Origin of the sequence: Nonomuraea sp. NPDC050022, assembly GCF_044460705.1 — a bacterium.
GTDB lineage: Bacteria > Actinomycetota > Actinomycetes > Streptosporangiales > Streptosporangiaceae > Nonomuraea.
Window position 1 is genome coordinate 558,329 of the sequence record NZ_JBITKE010000005.1, and the last position, 17,313, is coordinate 575,641.

At 68.5% G+C, this 17,313-nt stretch carries 17 protein-coding genes; 7 read left to right on the forward strand and 10 right to left on the reverse strand.

All coding sequences use genetic code 11. The features are described from left to right. A partial coding sequence (locus ACIBO2_RS24120; protein WP_397299295.1) for a benzoate/H(+) symporter BenE family transporter occupies positions 1–622 on the reverse strand: 622 nt, incomplete at its 3' end. Between the two features lie 53 nt (positions 623–675). Here ACIBO2_RS24120 and ACIBO2_RS24125 point away from each other — a divergent pair. Beyond that, the gene (locus tag ACIBO2_RS24125; RefSeq protein ID WP_358542217.1) at positions 676–1,221 is read left to right on the forward strand and encodes an XRE family transcriptional regulator; all 546 of its coding nucleotides are present in this window, start codon (positions 676–678) and stop codon (positions 1,219–1,221) included. Between the two features lie 40 nt (positions 1,222–1,261). On the opposite strand, the gene ACIBO2_RS24130 is transcribed toward ACIBO2_RS24125, so the two are convergent. Then, on the reverse strand, positions 1,262–1,870 hold the full coding sequence (locus tag ACIBO2_RS24130) for a dihydrofolate reductase family protein (protein WP_358542219.1): 609 nt from the start codon (positions 1,868–1,870) through the stop codon (positions 1,262–1,264). 153 nt (positions 1,871–2,023) lie between these two features. On the opposite strand from ACIBO2_RS24130, the gene ACIBO2_RS24135 reads away from it, so the two are divergent. From ACIBO2_RS24135 to ACIBO2_RS24145, 3 genes are all read left to right on the forward strand, one after another. After that, positions 2,024–2,293 (forward strand): GlsB/YeaQ/YmgE family stress response membrane protein, encoded by a 270-nt coding sequence (locus ACIBO2_RS24135; RefSeq protein ID WP_358542222.1) that lies wholly within the window; start codon positions 2,024–2,026, stop codon positions 2,291–2,293. Between the two features lie 148 nt (positions 2,294–2,441). Beyond that, the gene (locus ACIBO2_RS24140; protein ID WP_397299300.1) at positions 2,442–3,890 is read left to right on the forward strand and encodes an LCP family protein; all 1,449 of its coding nucleotides are present in this window, start codon (positions 2,442–2,444) and stop codon (positions 3,888–3,890) included. A gap of 130 nt (positions 3,891–4,020) precedes the next feature. After that, entirely contained in the window at positions 4,021–5,883 is a 1,863-nt protein-coding gene (locus ACIBO2_RS24145) for a potassium transporter TrkA (RefSeq protein ID WP_358542228.1), read from the forward strand. Here the strand turns inward: ACIBO2_RS24145 and ACIBO2_RS24150 are convergent. Then, the gene (locus ACIBO2_RS24150) at positions 5,861–7,027 is read right to left on the reverse strand and encodes an acyltransferase family protein (protein ID WP_397299303.1); all 1,167 of its coding nucleotides are present in this window, start codon (positions 7,025–7,027) and stop codon (positions 5,861–5,863) included. The genes ACIBO2_RS24145 and ACIBO2_RS24150 overlap by 23 nt on opposite strands. 297 nt (positions 7,028–7,324) lie before the next feature. On the opposite strand from ACIBO2_RS24150, the gene ACIBO2_RS24155 reads away from it, so the two are divergent. Continuing rightward, positions 7,325–7,729: a hypothetical protein gene (locus ACIBO2_RS24155; protein ID WP_358178744.1), complete on the forward strand. Its 405-nt coding sequence runs from the start codon at positions 7,325–7,327 to the stop codon at positions 7,727–7,729. 7 nt (positions 7,730–7,736) lie between these two features. Here the strand turns inward: ACIBO2_RS24155 and ACIBO2_RS24160 are convergent, their stop codons facing one another. Both ACIBO2_RS24160 and ACIBO2_RS24165 read right to left on the reverse strand, forming a co-directional pair. Next, positions 7,737–9,263 carry a hypothetical protein gene (locus ACIBO2_RS24160; protein ID WP_397299306.1) on the reverse strand — a complete coding sequence of 509 codons (1,527 nt, stop codon included), beginning with the start codon at positions 9,261–9,263 and terminating at the stop codon, positions 7,737–7,739. Further along, a complete protein-coding gene (locus ACIBO2_RS24165; RefSeq protein ID WP_397299309.1) occupies positions 9,250–10,653 on the reverse strand; it encodes an alpha/beta hydrolase in 1,404 nt (467 codons plus the stop codon). Before ACIBO2_RS24165 ends, ACIBO2_RS24160 begins: the two co-directional genes overlap by 14 nt. Positions 10,654–10,788: 135 nt before the next feature. On the opposite strand from ACIBO2_RS24165, the gene ACIBO2_RS24170 reads away from it, so the two are divergent. Both ACIBO2_RS24170 and ACIBO2_RS24175 read left to right on the forward strand, forming a co-directional pair. After that, on the forward strand, positions 10,789–11,523 hold the full coding sequence (locus ACIBO2_RS24170; RefSeq protein ID WP_397299313.1) for a response regulator transcription factor: 735 nt from the start codon (positions 10,789–10,791) through the stop codon (positions 11,521–11,523). After that, on the forward strand, positions 11,520–12,905 hold the full coding sequence (locus tag ACIBO2_RS24175; RefSeq protein WP_397299316.1) for a sensor histidine kinase: 1,386 nt from the start codon (positions 11,520–11,522) through the stop codon (positions 12,903–12,905). The genes ACIBO2_RS24170 and ACIBO2_RS24175 overlap by 4 nt, the downstream gene beginning before the upstream one ends. A gap of 37 nt (positions 12,906–12,942) precedes the next feature. Here the strand turns inward: ACIBO2_RS24175 and ACIBO2_RS24180 are convergent, their stop codons facing one another. The 5 genes from ACIBO2_RS24180 to ACIBO2_RS24200 form a co-directional block, all read right to left on the reverse strand. After that, positions 12,943–13,620 (reverse strand): hypothetical protein, encoded by a 678-nt coding sequence (locus ACIBO2_RS24180; RefSeq protein WP_397299319.1) that lies wholly within the window; start codon positions 13,618–13,620, stop codon positions 12,943–12,945. 46 nt (positions 13,621–13,666) lie between these two features. Continuing rightward, on the reverse strand, positions 13,667–14,725 hold the full coding sequence (locus ACIBO2_RS24185) for a serine hydrolase domain-containing protein (protein WP_397299321.1): 1,059 nt from the start codon (positions 14,723–14,725) through the stop codon (positions 13,667–13,669). 69 nt (positions 14,726–14,794) lie between these two features. After that, complete coding sequence (locus ACIBO2_RS24190) at positions 14,795–16,198, reverse strand: sensor histidine kinase (RefSeq protein WP_397299324.1); 1,404 nt, start codon at positions 16,196–16,198, stop codon at positions 14,795–14,797. A gap of 25 nt (positions 16,199–16,223) precedes the next feature. After that, positions 16,224–16,904: a response regulator transcription factor gene (locus tag ACIBO2_RS24195; RefSeq protein ID WP_358542253.1), complete on the reverse strand. Its 681-nt coding sequence runs from the start codon at positions 16,902–16,904 to the stop codon at positions 16,224–16,226. A 54-nt stretch (positions 16,905–16,958) separates the two neighbouring features. After that, a partial coding sequence (locus tag ACIBO2_RS24200) for an FG-GAP repeat domain-containing protein (protein WP_397299327.1) occupies positions 16,959–17,313 on the reverse strand: 355 nt, incomplete at its 5' end.

A 17,313-nucleotide genomic window follows, 5' to 3' on the forward strand; every position in this document is an offset into this window, starting at 1 on the left:
TGGGCCGCAGCGACGCGCCGGACAGGCCGTTGCCGGGCCCGTGCACCGCGATGGCGATGACCGCCACGACGAGCGCGCCCGGAACGGCCCATTGCCGCAGGTACCGCTGTAACACCGCCCAGGTCAGGACGACGGGCACGGCCAGCAGCGGGATGTCGACGATGGCGCGGACCGGCGCGGTGCACAGGCTGAGGATGACGCCCGCCAGCATGGCACCGGCGATCGGACGCGGGATGGCGCCGATCGCCCGGGCCAGCCAGGGCGACAGGCCGGCGAGGACGATGAGCCCGGCGCAGACGATGAACGCGCCGACCGCGGCCGGGAAGCCGCCGGGCACGGGACCGGTCGCCACCAGCAGCGCCGCGCCAGGGGTGGACCAGGCGATGCTGATCGGCATGCGGTACCGCAGCCCGAGGACGACCGCCACCGCCCCGATGCCGCAGCACAGAGCGAGCAGCCCGGACGCGGCCTGCCCCGGCGTCGCCCCAACGGCACGCAGTCCGGCGAGCACGACGGTGAACGAACTGGCGTAGCCCACCACCGCACTGACCAGCCCCGCCATGACGGCCTGCACCCGCACGCCCACCACCCGCTCCATCGTTCCGTTTACGGAACGAACCATAGCCACGCGGCCAGAGCGGGACAAGTCCGGCGGCGGACTGCGAGGATTGCCGGGTGGACGACCGTGACACGGAAATCGGGAGCCGGTTGCGGCGACTGCGGGAGGCCCGCGGCATCTCCCTGTCGGCGCTGGCCCGCAGCGCCGGCATCGGCAAGGCCACCCTGTCCGGCCTGGAACTGGGCACCCGCAACCCGACGCTGGAGACGCTCTACGCGGTGGCCGGAGCCTTGGGCCTACCGTTGACGGCCCTGGTTCTGGAGCCCGGCGCACCGCCCGCGGAGGCCGTCCATGTGCCCGGCGCCGCCGTAACGGCCACGCTGCTGGAGGTCTTCGAGGAGCCGACCGCGACGTTCGAGTTGCTGCGCATGCGCGTCCGCCCCGGCGTCGTACAGCACTCGCCACCCCACGCCCCCGGCGTGACCGAACACATAACGGTCTACGCGGGCGTGCTGCGCGCCGGCCCGGCCGACGTCCCCCTGCTGGCCGCCCCGGGTGAGCACATCTCCTGGCAGGCCGACGTCCCACACATCTATTGCGCTGTCGGCCCAGACGAAGTCCTGGCCACCCTACTGATCCGCTCCCCCCGGCAGACCCCGTGACACGGCGGCGGCGAACCGGCCGGGAGGCCGCTGTCGGCTTCTACTGCTCGTCCTGGGGCAGGTGCGTCTTGGCGTCGTCGTAGGAGGCATCGGCGGCGGTCTGAGCAGGCCGATAGACCAGATACAACACCCCCGTCGCGAACGTCTCGGACCTGATCAGCTCCAGCGGGACCGTGGTGTCTCCCTCGTCGAACAGCCGCTCGCCCTTACGGACCGCGATCGGATGCACCAGCAGGTGCAGCTCGTCCAGCAGCCCCGCCTGCAGCAGCTGCCGGACCACCGACACCGAGCCGCTCACCGCGATCCGGCCACCCTCCTCGCTCTTCAGCGCCGTCACGGCCTCCACCAGATCGCCCTGAAGCAGCTCGGAGTTGCGCCAGGTGAACTCCAACGGCTGGCGCGACACCACGATCTTCCGCGCCTCGCCCAGCGTCTTGGCGAAGCCGGCGTCTTCGCCGCCCTCCGCCTCCCGCTCCGGCCACGCCCCGGCGAAGCTGTCATAGGTCTTGCGGCCCAGCAGCAGCGTGTCAGCCATCTGGCCGCCCACAGCCGCACCCATCTCGTCGTTGAAGTACGGAAAATGCCACTCCGCCGGCTCCTCAACAACGCCGTCGAGAGAGATGAAAAGACTCGCGGCGATCGTCCTCATGATGTTCCTCCTGGTAAGGACCGGTTTTCGATGTGCCTGTAGCCTCGCAGAGCCGACTTACGACTCTCTTAAGGTCTTCCTCCCGCCTGAGAAACCCTGTCCAGGAGGTGGTTCGTTGCCCGGATAGGTTGCCGACCAATCGGGAGTCTCCGTATGGAAGTCACCGGCATCATCTCCGGCCTCATCATCGGCATCGTCATCGGCGCGCTGGGACGGCTCGTCATCCCCGGACGCCAGCGCATCCCCATGTGGCTGACCATCGTGATCGGCGTCGTCGCGGCGCTCGTCGGCACCGCCTTCGCCGCCGCGCTCGGCGTGGCCGACACCCGCGGCATCGACTGGATCGAGCTCGGCATCCAGGTCGCCCTGGCCGCGCTGGGCGTCTCGCTGACGGTCGGCCTGTACGGCAAACGCGGAAAATAGGGAAGCTGGAGCGTCCCGGCCACGGGTTGTGCCCGTGGCCGTTCGCTTGCCAGGGAACCCAGGGAACCGCCGTCTAGGTCACCCCAAGCGTGGTGAGTTGCTAAATTCCCTACGCAATGAGGCATATGTTGCCTATGGGGGAGGTTGGATGCGCAGGTGGACTGCTCCATCCGTGATCGGCTGGACGCTCGCGTCGGTCGTCGTTCCGGGCGTCGCGCACTTTCTGGCGGGCCGTAAGCGTACCGGCATGATCATGATGGGCACCTTCGGCGTGCTGCTGATCGGTGCCGTGATCGCGCTGATCAACCGTAACGCGCTGGCCGGCCTGTTGCTCGATCCGACCTGGCTGGCCGTGATCACTGGCCTGTGCGTGGTCGGCGGGCTGGCCTGGGCCGGGGTGGTGATCAGCTCGTACATCGTGCTGCGACCCGCCAGGCTCGGCAAGTGGGGACAACTCGGTACGGCCACGGTCGCGGGCGTGCTGTCGGTGACCGTGGCGCTGCCTTTCGGGCTGGCCGCCACGACCGCTCGTACCTCTGACGACGCGATCGGCAGCGTCTTCAAGTCCTCACCGTCCAAGCCGATCGATCACAAGGATCCGTGGCGGGGACGCGATCGGCTCAACATCGCGCTGCTGGGCGGGGACGGCGCCGCCTCCCGCAAGGGCGTGAGCATCCGTACCGACAGCATCAACGTGGTCAGCATCGATGTCCACACCGGCAACTCCGTGGTCCTGGCACTGCCGCGCGAGTTGGAGAACGCGCCGTTCCCGCCGGGCTCCGCGCTGGCCAGGCGGTTCCCCCCGCCGAAGAACTTCTCGTTGCCGCCGGGCCAGGGCCGCGGTTCGGCCGACCTGCTCAACGGGGTCTGGGCGTACGCCGACATGCACCCCGAGGTCGTCGGCCGCTCCGCCGACCGCGCCCCGGAGGCCGTCAAGGGCACGCTCGGCCAGATCCTGGGCCTCAAGATCGACTACTACATGCTCGTCAACATGTGGGGCGTGGCACACCTGATCGACGCCCTCGGCGGCGTCACCATCAACGTCGAGCGGGACGTCTGCTACGGCGTGGGCCGCTCCGACGGCGGCGTGGTCAAGGCCGGCACCCGTACCCTCGACGGCAACGAGGCCCTGTGGTACGGCAGGGCCCGCGACCATCCGGGCAGCACCTGCGCCGGCGCCGACAACCACACCCGCATGCTCCGCCAGCAGTGCGTGATGAGCGCCATGCTCAAGCAGCTCAACCCGGGCAACGTGCTGTTGAAGTTCAACGCGTTGGCCAAGGCCGCCAAGCAGACCTTCCTCACCGACATCCCGCGCGATCTGCTGCAAGACCTGGTGCCGCTCGCTCAGCAGGTCAAGGGCGCCAAGGTGGCCAAGGTGAACTTCGTACCACCCAGGTACAACCCGGCCTATCCCGACTACCCGCGCATCCGCCGGGCGGTGAAGATCGCCATCGCCCGCGCCGGCAAGGTAGCCGCCCCCTCACCGACCAGTTCGCCCACCAGTACGCCCACCACCACGCGGTCACCACGCCAGCCCGCCCAGCAACTGGACACGCTGGACTCGTCATGCGTGCCCGCCAAGGCGAAAACCTAGCGGCGCGACTCCTTTGTTAGCGAGATGCAAGCGGCGGGACAGAAGTAAGGGGAAAATTGTGGCGATTGGTACTTTTCGCACATCCCCTACCGCCACTGGCGAGAGGATGCCCAAAACGACGGGTTAGGTCATGGCCACACGACGAGAACGTCTGCGTTACCGGTTCGACAACAGCATGTCGAAGGGCACACCCGCCCTCATCGGCTGGCTCGCCCTCGTCACCGTCGTGATGGTCGTGATCTTCGCGGGCCTGTCCATAATCTTCGCCGACGACGACGTCCACGACAGCTGGTACCAAGCCCTCTGGGGCAGCCTCATGCGCGCCATGGACCCGGGCACGGTCGCGGGCGACAACGAGGGCAGCACGATGTTCACGATCCTCGGGTTCGCCATCACCATCGGCGGCCTGCTGATCGTCTCCAGCCTCGTCGGCGTGCTCACCACCGGCCTGGACAACAAGCTGACCGAGCTGCGCAAGGGCCGCTCCCGCATCGTCGAGTCCGGCCACACGGTGCTGGTCGGCTGGTCGGATCAGGTTTTCACGATCATCCCCGAGCTGGTCGAGGCCAACGCCAGCGAAGCCAAGTCCTGCATCGCCATCCTCGGCGACGGCGACAAGCTGGAGATGGAGGAGGAACTGCGCACGCGCGTCGGCGACACCGGCAAGACCCGCGTCGTCGTACGCAGTGGCAGCACCATAGAACCGACCGATCTCGACATGCTCAGCCTGGACACCGCCCGATCCGTCATCGTCCTCTCCCCGGCGGGTGAGGATCCGGACGCGCATGTCGTCAAGACGCTCCTCGGCCTGACCAACCGCAACTGGCGCCGCCGCCGCCCGCCGATCATCGCCTCGGTGACCGACTCCGGCAACCGCGTCGCGGCCGAACTGGCCGCCAACGGGCACGCGCAGGTGGTCGACGCCGACGACATCGCTTCCCGGCTCATCGTGCAGACCTGCCGCCAGTCGGGCCTGTCGGTGGTGGTCACCGATCTGCTGGACTTCGGCGGCGACGAGATCTACATGCGTACGGAGCCGAAGCTGACCGGTTTCCCGTACGGGGAGGCGCTGTTCGCGTACGAGACCGCCTCGCTGATCGGGATCCGGCGCGGCGACGGCTCGGTGGTCCTGAACCCGCCCATGGACACCCAGGTCATGGAGGGCGACCAGATGATCGTGATCGCCGAGGACGACTCCACCGTCCGGCTCGTCCGCAGCTTCCCGCCCGTCGTCCAGCAGGCGATCACCCTTCCCGTCCGCGAGGCCGCACCCCCGGAAAGCACGCTGATGCTCGGCTGGAACAGCCGCGCCCCGAAAATCGTCGCCGAGCTCGACCAGTACGTGGCCCCCGGCTCGATCCTGAACGTGGCCGCCGCCGTCGACGAATCCGAGTTCGCGTTCGAGCTCACCAACCTGGCCCTGAACGTCAAGGAGTGCGACACCACTGACCGGATCACGCTGGAGTCGCTGGAGCCGGGCATGTTCGACCACATCATCGTGCTGGCCGACGACCGGCTGGAGTCGCAGTACGCGGATTCACGCACGCTGGTGACGCTGCTGCACCTGCGCGACCTGGCCTCCCGTACCGGGCAGCGCTTCCCGATCGTCAGCGAGATGAACGACGACCGCAACCGCCGCCTGGCCCAGGTGACCAAGGCCGACGACTTCGTGGTCGGCACCAAGCTGATCAGCCTGCTGATGACCCAGCTGTCGGAGAATCCGCACCTGGGCGCGGTGTTCCGCTATCTCTTCGACGCCGACGGCTCGGAGATCTATCTCAAGCCCGCGACCGACTACGTCCACCCCGGGATGACGGTCAGCTTCGCCACCGTCATCGCCGCCGCCCGGGCCCGCGGCGAGACCGCCATCGGCTACCGGCTGGCGGTCGAGTCCTCCGCCCCGCCCAACTTCGGCGTGGTGCTCAACCCCGGCAAATCCGACCCGGTCACGCTCGGCCCCCGCGACCTGGTCATCGTCCTCGCCGAAGACTGACCTGCTGGGAAACAACCCGACGGCCGAGGCGCTGCATGGGGCCTTCGATGAAGCGGTGGCTGAGCCAGCCGGCCGGCATGAGCAGGCTCAGGAAGACCACGCTGATCCCGATCTGCAGCGGCAGCGGCGACCAGCGCAGCTCACCGGCCAACTCCATGACGATCAGCAGCAGCGGCAGGTGGACCAGGTAGAGGGAGTAACTGATCGTGCCGAGCCAGGTGAGCACGGCGGGGAGGGGGCGAGCACGCAAGGCCATGCCACCGGCGAAGGTGAGGGCGGCGAGCAGGACGGTCAGCCCCCACACGTCCGGCCGCACCCACCACCAGCCGGCGTTGAGCGCCCAGAGCGGCGTCGCGGCCACGACCATCGCGGTGACGATCACGGGCCAGAGCGGCGCCTGCCCGCGTTCCCAGCGACGGATCGCCGTACCGGCGAACATCACCGCCAGGATCGCCAGCCCGAACCAGGGGACACGGCTGCTCAGCAGCACCAAGGCGAGCGCCATCAAACCCAAAGCGCAGGCCGCGACCGTACGCCCGCGCCCGGAGATAACGCAGCCCAGCCCCACCACGAAGAGGCCGGACGACACCCAGGCCAGCCAGCCGCCCGACAGCGGCGGTCCGGTCAGGACCAGCCCAGCGGCGGCGGCGATCAGCGCTAATACGGCCGGAAGCAGGTTCCGTCCGTCGCGTACGCCGGTCACGAACAGGGCCGCGGCCAGCAGATAGAACACCATCTCATACGACAGCGTCCACATCGTGTTCAGCACCCCTGCCGCGCCCACCGTGTCCAGCAGCATCGTCAGGTGCGCGGCCACCGAGGACAGGTCCCTGGGCACCTCCGGCCGTACCGGGATCCACCAGGCCAGAGCGAGGACCAGGGCGATGACCGCCAGGTAGAGCGGATAGAGGCGGAAGAACCGGCCGACCCAGAAGGCCCGCACGTCGCCGTGCCGTTCCAGCGAGGACGGGATGATGTAGCCGCTGACCAGGAAGAACACCATCACGCCGTAGACGCCGAGGTTGAAGGAGGTAGGCCGCAGCCACGGCATCGCCCAGGTCGTCAGATGCTCCCCCACCACGGCCAGCGCGCCGATGCCGCGCAACGCGTCCAGCCAGGCGAACCGGGACGGAACCTGTCGCACGTCAGCACGAGCGGCTTGAGGGAGAGCGGGGAGCATATGGCCCAACGTATCGGAATCGTGATCCTTGGGACGCCGAGTCTGGCCCGCCAGTCAGCGGGGCTTCCATGGGAGGACGATCTTGCGTATCGAATTCGCCAAGGCGGGGGAAACACTATCCCCTCCACGTGCCTTTACATCCCTTTCTGTCGTGTTTGTCGGGTTGATGAGGGAAGCAACTGGGGTGCGGCCTCGAACAAGGGAGCCAGGCCCCACGACACCGCCGCGGCACACGGAAGTCAGAGCTCAAGGGGGATTTCGATGACCTATCACCAAGCACGCCATGTGACCGGCTGGGTCGGCTGGATCTGGTTCGGCGGGATGATGATGGTCCTGGCCGGGCTGTTCAACATCATCACCGGTCTCGCCGCCGTCTTCGCCAACCGGGTATACGTGCAGACGCCCGCCCGGCTCCTGCTTTTCGACGTCACCGGCTGGGGCTGGCTCCATCTCCTCTTCGGCGTGCTCGTGCTGGCCACAGGCATCGCCGTCACCCTGGGCCAGGATTGGGCCAGAGTGGTCGGCATCGTTCTGGTGATGCTGAACGCCCTCACGCAACTGACCTGGATCGCCGTGAACCCCTGGTGGTCACTCGCCGTCATCGCGGTCGACGTGCTCGTGCTGTACGCGCTCATCGTCCACGGCCGCGAAGCCAAGCTCGATTAGCCACCCGTTAGGGGAGAGGGCCGAGGGTGAGGTGTCGGCCGTCAACCTGGGATTCGATCGTGCCGGTCATGGCATTGGGCTGGATCAGTACGTTGTCCGCCTTGAGGTATCCGCTGTGCCGTCCGGACACCGCCAGGTCGGCGCTGTAGCGGGAGGTCGTCCCGTAGAGGCCGGGCTTTCCGTGGTCGCTCCGCTCGACGCCATTGATCACGAATCCCGGCTCGTCGGAGTAATTGGTGTAGGTCACCTCCAGCAGATACTCGAATCGCGGTATCGGCGAGGGCCGGCGCGTGATGTCGATGCTCCCGGAGATCTTCCCGGCGTGGTGGGTCACCTGGCGAGGGTCGGGCGGCACATAGCCGGCGATCGGTGACGCCCAGGACGGGGACGGCGTCGAGCGGATGGGGCCGCGCCCAGCGGGCGGACGTTCCGGGAGGTGGGCCACGACGACCCTGGTCTGTGTGCCGTGCACCTGTTGCTGCCAGAACAGCACGGCCGTGCCGTCGGGCTTCCACCTGAAGTTGGGTTTGGCGTCCCAGCCTGCGGCGATGGCGCCGGGGGCGAGCGGCTGTCCACGGGTGTCATGTTCGTCGACGAGCCACGGTTCGGCGATCTGCGGGTTGCGGGTGGTGAACACCGCGAACGGCAGCGCGGGGACGCCCTCTTCGATGAACGGCGGCCGGCGGATCTGCGAGAAGGTTTCGAGCAGCCCAGTGGTACGGGCGCTGCCGACGGTCATCCATCGCCGGCCTTTGTAGGAGTACGGCGAGATGTCGACGTCCTCGTCCCAGTCCAACGCCGAGGTCACCCGGCTCTCGTGCCCGGAGCGCAGGTCGACCTTGACGACGTCTGGATTGCCCGCCTCGTACGCGTTGAGGAATCGCGCGAACGTCACCGCCTGCCCGTCGGGCGTGAAGCCCTTCAGTTCGCCGTCCGTCGCGACGACCCGGGCGTCCTCCACATGGTAGGCGTCGCCGCGACGAGCCAGCCTGCCGACAACACCGACCCCCGTGGGCCGTCCTGACGCCGTACGGCGGATCTGGGTGAGCGCCACGTGCCGGCCATCCGGCGCCAGCCGGAACTCCCGCTGGTCCTGCTCGACGTTCGGATCCCCGGCGGCCGGCGGCACGATCGGCACGACCGTTGCCCGGCGGCAGTCGATCACCGATGGGGCGCATTCCACCACCCCGTGATCCGCCGGCGCGTCAGGCGTTTGGGCACCGATGCGGACCAGCACCCGTCGGCCGTCGGGGAACGCGATCGGCTTGAGCAGGTCGAGGCCGTGCCATGCCTGGCAGGTCAGGCAGCGTAGCCGGGTGCCGTTCTCGGTGAAGGACACGAGTTGGGTGCCCTGGAAGCCGGTGGACGTCGCCGACGCGACGATGCGCGAGCCGTCCGCGGTGTAGCCGGGGAAGCGGACACTGGTGATCGAGGCGGGCAACGAAGCGACCGTCGACACGACCTTCTCCGGTTTGGGAGCAGGTACGAGAAGAAGGGCCCCCACGCTGAGCGCGATGAGCTTATGCGCGGGCACCAGTGCACTCCTTCCGGCCCCCGGAGCAGGCCGTCCCGATCTTGACCGAGACGGAGCTCCACCCCTTTGTCGCGTCCGGGCCGAAGTCGGTCTGCTGCGCGGTGTGGCTGGGACCGAGATCGATCGAGAACGCCAGGCGTCCGTGCCGATCGGCCTTGACCACCTGGGTCCGGTCTCCGATCTTGATCGGGTACCTCCTGCCCGGCCGGCGATTCGGCGGCGCCACCACGTCGAGACGGCCGCTGCCGGTGGCGGTGAGGGCGTCGCGGCGTACGATCAGGTAGGAAAATTCGCGGACCTTGCGATGGGCCGCGAACGTCCATCCCCAGGCTGTGAATGACGCACGGGCGTTGGAGACCTGGAAGGGCGACGGCGTGCTGACGCGGGGCCGCAGCAGCGGTTCGAGCCATGAGACGAATTCCCGCAGGTCCCGCTGCCAGTAAGGCGGGGAGTGTGAGCCGGGCAGGAAACGTGCGTTCACGTCCTTGATGCCGGACTTCTCCAGCGCCGCGAGGAAATGCTGCGCCATCTGATGGGCCCCGGCCTCGACGAGCAAACGCGTCTGCCATCGCTGACGCTCGGCCGGATCACCCGGCGGCTTCGGTGAGTCGTAGGGCCCGGGGGTGCCGGTGCCGGAACGTACGAAAAGGTGTGTTCCCCGCAGATTGCCGGCGAGGTCGGTGGGATTGTTGTCGCGCCACACGACCTGCTGCTCGTCGGGATTGCCCCGGACACAGTTCTGCTGCCGCCCCGCGCCGACCGCGTTGTCCAGCGAGCCGGAGAACGATCCCGCGTAGCCGAACGTCCCGGGGAACGCCGCGGCGTACTTGACCGCACCGCCGCCGCCCATAGAGATACCGGCGATGGCGCGACCGGCGGGGTTCGCCTGAGTGGGGAGGATCTGGTCGATGAATGGGACCAGCTCGCGAACGTGATAACTCTCCCAGGCCGGCACCGGGCCGGAAGTCCCCTGAGTGAGGCCGAACCAGTCGGTGTAGCCGCCGTTGCGGTTCTTGCCGTCCGGGCCCTGATCGGAGCCGTCCGGCATGACCACGATGATCGGCAGGTCGCCTATGACGGAGCGGATCTGGTCCCGCTCGGTCCAGTTCTTGCGGTTGCCGCCCGCGCCGTGCAGCAGGTAGAGGGTCGGATAGCTGGTACGTCCCGTGGCGTCGAAGCGCTCGGGGAGCAGCACGTCGACGCGCTGCTCACCCCGCATGGCCCGGGAACGCAGCGTGTAGGTGACCAGGCGCCCATCAGCCGCCCGGCCGACCTGGCTGACGCCCAGCCGGATGGGGGCGTCGCGTACGACACAGACCGGCCAAGAGGGTCCAGCGGGTGCGGCGAAGCCCGTGCTGAGGAGCACGGCGGCCATTGCTAGAGGAATCATGAAACGCCATGGTCGTCCCGGATTCCGCCGTTCCCTGGATGATTTCCTGACGGTTCCCTGACGATCACTACGGGGTTGGGCAGCCCGTCGTTAGCATGCGGATGGCGACGGCATGGCCTGGAGGGGATCGGATCCATGGGCACCACGCGCTATTCAGCAGGCGACGCGACGGACACGACAGGCGCTCGGGTGCTGGTGGTCGACGATGATCCGCACATCGCCGAACTGCTCGTCACCACCCTGCGCCTCGCGGGCTTCCAGGTCGCCTCGGCCGGCAGCGGAGCCCAGGCCCTTGAGGCGGCGACCGCGTTCCGGCCGGCGGTCGCCATTCTCGACGTGATGCTGCCCGACATCGACGGCTTCGATGTCATCCGCCGCCTGCGACGCGGCGGCCACACCTTCGCGGTGCTGTTCCTGACCGCTCGTGACGGGGCGGAGAACAAGATCGAAGGGCTCAATCTCGGGGGTGACGACTACATCACCAAACCGTTCAGCATCGGGGAGGTCCTGGCCAGACTGCACGCGGTGCTCCGGCGGGCGCAGGGCGCGGACGAGCGAACCGTGCTGCGCTACGCCGATCTTGAGATGGACCAGGACGCCCACCGGGTGCTGCGCGGCGGACGTCTGGTCGAGCTCTCCCCCACCGAGTACCGGATGCTGCACTACCTGCTGGTCAACGCCGGCCGGGTGGTGTCCAAGGCGCAGATCCTGGACCAGGTCTGGCAGTACGACTTCGGGGGTGATGCCGGGGTGGTCGAGAAGTTCGTCTCCAACCTCCGCCGCAAGATCGACATCGGGGAGCAGCGGTTGCTGCACACGGTCCGCGGTTTCGGCTACACGCTGAGGCTGCCGCCGGACGACGCCAGGTGAATCTGATCCCGCGTACGGTGCGCGGCCGGCTGCTGGCCGGCATCACCCTGCTGGTGTCGTTCGGGCTCCTTGGGACGGCTCTCGCCGCGTACGTCATGCTGAGCTCGTTCTTCGAGTCCCGCGCCGAGCGGCAGCTGACCGCCATCACCGCGCGCGTGGACCAGAGCCTGTCCCGCCAACGAGACCTCCTGAGCGTCGAGCGGGCGCTGCGCCAGCTCGACGGAGACCGCATCGAGGCGGTGTTCGTGGACACCAGCGGGAACGCCGTCGTACAGCGGAGCAAGGGCGCTTTCGCCCGCGTGCTGGACGCCGCGACGATCGCCCGGCTGCGCGGCTCCCCTGGGAAGATCATGAGGCTTGAAGCCGCAGGAAATCCCTACCGCGCCCGCTACCACCGCCTGAACGCGACAGTCGGCACCGAAGGCGTCATTGTCGCCCTCTCCCTGCACAACGATGAGGACACCCTTGACCGGCTCGCCCTCAGCGAGGCGATCGTGACCTCGGTCGCCCTGCTCGCCCTGGTCGGCCTGGCCCTCGCCGTACTGCACGTGGGACTCAGACCGCTGCAGACCATGGCGGCCACCGCGACCGCCATCGCCCAAGGCGACCGGACCCGGCGCATCCCCGCCGGCGTCCCGCACACCGAAACCGGCCGGCTCGCGACCGCACTCAACCGCGCGTTCGATGAGCAACACCAGGCCGAGGAACGGCTGCGCCGTTTCGTCGCGGACGTCTCCCACGAACTGCGTACGCCCCTCACGACCATCAACGGCTGGGCCGAGCTGTACTTCCACAACGAACTGCCCGCGCCGACCGTGACAACCGCGATGAGCCGAATCGCCGAGGAAGCCGCAGGCATGCGCAACCTGGTGGAAGAACTGCTCCTCCTGGCCCGCCTCGACCAGCAACGGCCCCTGGAGACGGCGCCCCTCCGCCTGGTGGAGCTGGTCGAGGCCATCGTCGACGACGCCCGGCTGATCGACCCCGATCGCCCCATCACCCTGTCGGCGCCGTCCGACGATCCGCTGGTCATCACCGGCGACGCCGAGCGGCTGCGCCGGCTCGTCCGCAACCTCCTCGGCAACGCGCTCCAGCACACTCCGCCCGGTACGGCGGTCCGCGTCACGCTGTTCACGCTGCCAAAGAACAGCGCTGTGCGACTCGTGGTGGCCGACGATGGCGCAGGCATCGACCCCGGCCTGCGCCCTCACCTCTTCGAGCGGTTCTCTCAGGGCGATCCGGTACGCCGCCAGGGCAGCGGACTCGGCCTCTCCATCGCCCGCGCGATAGCCGAGGCACACCAGGGAACCATCGAGCTACGCAGCCCCGCCCAGGGCACGGGCTGCGAGTTCGTCGTGACCCTCCCCTCGATGAAAGGCTAGGCGGCGCCGGTGGCGAAGACAGGCACGCGAATGTCGGTCATGATCTTCCTTTACGGTTGCCCGAAGCCTGCCGCTCGTACGCAACGACCCGGGTGCTGAGCATGCTCAATCGGAGGTTGTTGACCAGCGTGAAGGCGACCAGGCAGCCGGCGACGAGCCCGATCGTGCCGTAGCCGGGGCGGTCATGAGTCAGCGAGCCCACGGTGACGAGCCCGCCGATGACGACGACGATCCAGCCAAGCCGCAGCCCGGCCGCGATGCCCTCAGTGCCTCCGTGCCGCACCAGCTGCCCGCACCGGAGAAACTGGATGCCGAGCAGCGTAGGTATCCCGGCGAGGAAGCAGCCGATGACCATCACAGTGGCGATCGATCCGCCGCTGCTGCCGTTGTCGTGCGGGATCCGATAGGCGAAGACCAGGATCGCGACGGCCGCGAGGAACCACAGCACGCTGTACGCCATAACGAACACGGCGACGCTGCGGAAGTTGCGCCGTATCGCGGGATCCGCCATCGCCGGTGAGCGCCGGAAATCTGTTGACGTCCAGTTCGCGATCACATGACGGACCAGCAGCCCCGCCGGCACTCCGGCGAAAACGAGTCCGACGACGAACAGCGGAAGTCCCGCCCGTACGTCACCGTCCACGAGGTTGCCCAGCCCGATCGCGAGCGTCAGCACACCCGCGGCGACGACGAAACGCAGAAGCCGGAGACTCACGCGACCCTCCAGTCACCCTCGAAAGCCCCTATAACCGGCTGTCCGGTCATCCTCGGGTCCTGGCCACCTCGGCCGCCACGGCGCGGAACGCGACGATGGCCTCTTCCTGGTCAATAGCGCTTCCGGCGATGGACGACTTGACGATGACGACGCCCTGCTCGGGTGAGACGTAGATGTACTGGCCACCGAGCCCGACCGCCATGAAATCTCCGCCGTCGCCGCCGAGCCACCAGTGCAGCCCATAGTTCGGGTTGACCGAGGACGGTTTGGTGGACGCCTTCACCCAGGAGGCCGGTACGACCTGGTGGCCCTTCGCCTTGCCGCCGTGCAGGTAGAGCAGGCCGAAGCGGGCGAAGTCACGGTCGGTGGCGTAGTAGCAGCAGTAGCCCAGGCTGTCGCCGTGCGAGTCGTTCCCGACGGTCGCCGTGGACTCCATGCCGGCGGGCTGCCAGATCTTGCGCTCGACGTAGTCGTAGTACGGCATTCCTGTGGTTTTGGTGACGAGCCGGGCCAGGACGAAGGAGTTCATGCTGGTGTACTCGAACCGGCTGCCCGGCTCCCAGCCGCGCTTCTGGAGGGCGGCCATCTTGCTGATCGAGTAGCCCTTGTTGGCCGCGGCCATCAGGCGCGGCGCGTCGGTGGCCTCGTCCCAGTCGATGCCGGACGACATCTGCAGCAGCTCGCGAATGGACACCCCGGCGTAGCCGGAGTCCTTCAGCTCGGGCAGATATTTGTCCACGGAGTCGTCGATCGATCCGATGTGCTTCTCTTTGAGCGCGATGCCGACGGCGGTCGCGGTGAACGACTTGGCCATCGACCAGGACTGGAAGCGGGTGTCACGGTTCGCGCCGGTGTAGCGCTCCGCGACGACGTCCTGGCCGTCCAAGGCGAGGAAGCCATTGGTCTTCGTACGGGTGAGGAAGTCGTCCAAGGTGTGCTCTTCGCCCTGGTAGGTGTAGGTCACCGAGAGTTCTCTGAGGGCGGTACGCAGCTTGACCGGGTGCGTCGATGGCTGCATGACGTCAGTGGTCTCGGCCAAGGCCGCTGACGGCATGAACAGCGTGACCGCAGCCGCGACCGCGACCGCGTAATGGGTGATGCGCATGTCATCTCCTCCGAAGGGTTAGTTCGGAGGGATGGTGGCGTGCTTTTCTGGCATTTCTCTGGCAAGAAGCTATTCCAGCCAGGACCGCCCGGATCGCGGAGCTTCCCGCTCGGTCACCGGCAGCCGTACCTCGGCCCGCGTACCCGGACCGTCAAGGGAGGCGCCCAGCCAGGCGGTGCCGCCGTGCAGGGCCGCCTGCTGCCGTACCAACGTGAGACCGAGCCCCGAGCCCGGGCTGCCGGGGCGACGGTGGAAGCGGGCGAACACCGCCTCGCGGCACTCGGGCTCGATCCCCGGCCCCGTGTCCTGGACGGCGAGGACGATCTCATCCCCACGCTCCAGGGTGACCGTGATCGAGGTGCGGCCGGACGCGTCCGTACCGTGCACGGCGGCATTGTCGAGGAGGTTGTCGGCGACCAGGCGCAAGCCCTCCGCCCAGCCGCGTACCCGGACAGCGTCCGGCACGCGCGCGGTGATCGTGGCGTGCGGGTGGCGGCGCCGGGCGTCCTCGATCGCGTCGTTGACGATGCCGGCCAGGTCGGTCTCGGCGAAGGCGGAGGCGTCGAGCAGCTCGCCGCGCGCGAGCCGGCGCAGCATGGTGATGAGCCGCTGGAGGCGGCCGTGTTCGGCGGCCAAGTCGGCGACGGTCTCGGCGCGATCCGCCGCATCCAGCCCGGGGTGGTCCAGCAGGGTGAGGTTGGTGCCCATGCTGGTGAGCGGAGTGCGCAGCTCATGCGCGGCGGTGGCGGCGAACGCGCGCGCGGTCTCCAGAGCCTCGCCGGTACGGGCCACGGCCGCGTCACGCCGGTCGAGGAGGTCGTTCAGGAGGTGGGCCAGCTCATCGATCTCGGTGACGCCGGCCGTGGTCGCCAGTCGCGTACCGGAAGAGGAGGGCGCGTCGATCGCACGTGCCTGCCCGCCCAGCCTCGACAGCGGCCGCACCGCGAACCTGCCGAGTACGAGCCCCGCGACCACGCCCACACCGACCGCGACCAACGTGACCGAGCCCAGCCGGTTACGCAGGGCGGCGATCTGGCCGGTGAGGCGCTCATCCGGCTCGAACAGGATCAGCCGCGCCCTCCCCCGCGGCCCCAGCTCGGCGGCGACGAATCGCCACTGCCGATCCCCCTCGACGTAGTCGCCGGGACCGGCACCGGCCGGGAGCGTGCCGGGCACGTCCCCGATGACCAGCGGTTTCTCGTCATCCACCACCACCGTCGCCCCGCCCGGGCCGGTGGCCGCGGCCAGCAGCCGCCGCTGCAGGAAGTCGGGCGGCACGGCACGCAGCACATCGGTTCGCCAGGCGTACGTCCTCGCCATCGGGGCCAGTGTCCGCAACCGCGCCGCGAGCTGATCATCCCGCTGGGTGCGCAAATCCTGTGAGACGAGCATCAGCACGACCAGCCCGGCCAGCGCCACCAGCAGCGGGACGGCAACGGCCAGGCAGAGCGCGAAGCGCGTGGACAGCTTCATGGCTCTCTCTCGCGGTTTCATGGCTTTATGGCTCGCGCAGCACGAACCCGACGCCGCGTACGGTGTGCAGCATGCGCGGCTCGCCGCCCGCCTCCAGCTTGCGCCGCAAGTAGCCGACGAACGTGTCCACCGCGTTGTCGCTCACCTCGAAGTCGTAGCCCCAGACCCGCTCCAGCAGCACGGCACGGGTCAGCACGATCCCGGCGTTCCGCGCCAGCACCTCCAGCAGGTCGAACTCGCGCCGCGTCATCTCGACCGCTTGGCCGCGCAAGGTAACCCCACGGGCATCCGGCTCGATGACCAGCGGCCCGATGCGTACCGTCGTGCCGGTGGCGGCGCGCCCGGCACGGCGGAGCAGTGCGCGCAGGCGCAACACCAGCTCGCCCAGGTCGAACGGCTTGATCACGTAATCGTCGGCACCCGCCGCCAGCCCGGCCTTGCGGTCGGCCACCTCGTCCATCGCCGACAACATCAGCACCGGCACCTGCGACCCGGCCTCCCGTAATCGACCGCACACCTCGATGCCCGACATTCCCGGCATGGACACGTCCAGGACAATGGCATCGGGCTGCCCGACCGCCCGCTCCAACGCCTGCCGCCCTGACTCGGCGGTGTCCACGACGAACCCCTCCAGCCGCAACCCGCGCCGCAGCGAACGCAGGATGGCGTGATCGTCGTCCACAACCAGGATCCGGTACGTGGTCACCCGCCGCAGACTACAGATGTTGCCCCGCCGGGTCGTCCCGGCGGGGTGGGGTGGTTAGAAGTACGGGGTCCAGCCGGGGCCCATCTCGATGGCACTCGAGAAGTTGTTGCTGCCCTTGCCGTTCCAGATGTAGAGAGTGCCGGTGCCTTCGCGAACGGAAGCGATGTCGGTGTTTCCGTCCTTGTTGACGTCGCCCAGCGTCATCAAGGTGCTGTCGAAGGGCTCCCAGCCAGGACCGATCTCGATGGCGCTGGAGAAGTGGTTGTCGCCCTTGCCGTTCCAGATGGTCAGCTTGCTGCCATCCCGGACCGCCGCCAGGTCACCGATGCCATCGCCGTTGAAGTCACCGCCGATGGGCTTGCTGTAAGCAGTCCAGCCAGGACCGATCTCGATGGCACTCGAGAAGTTG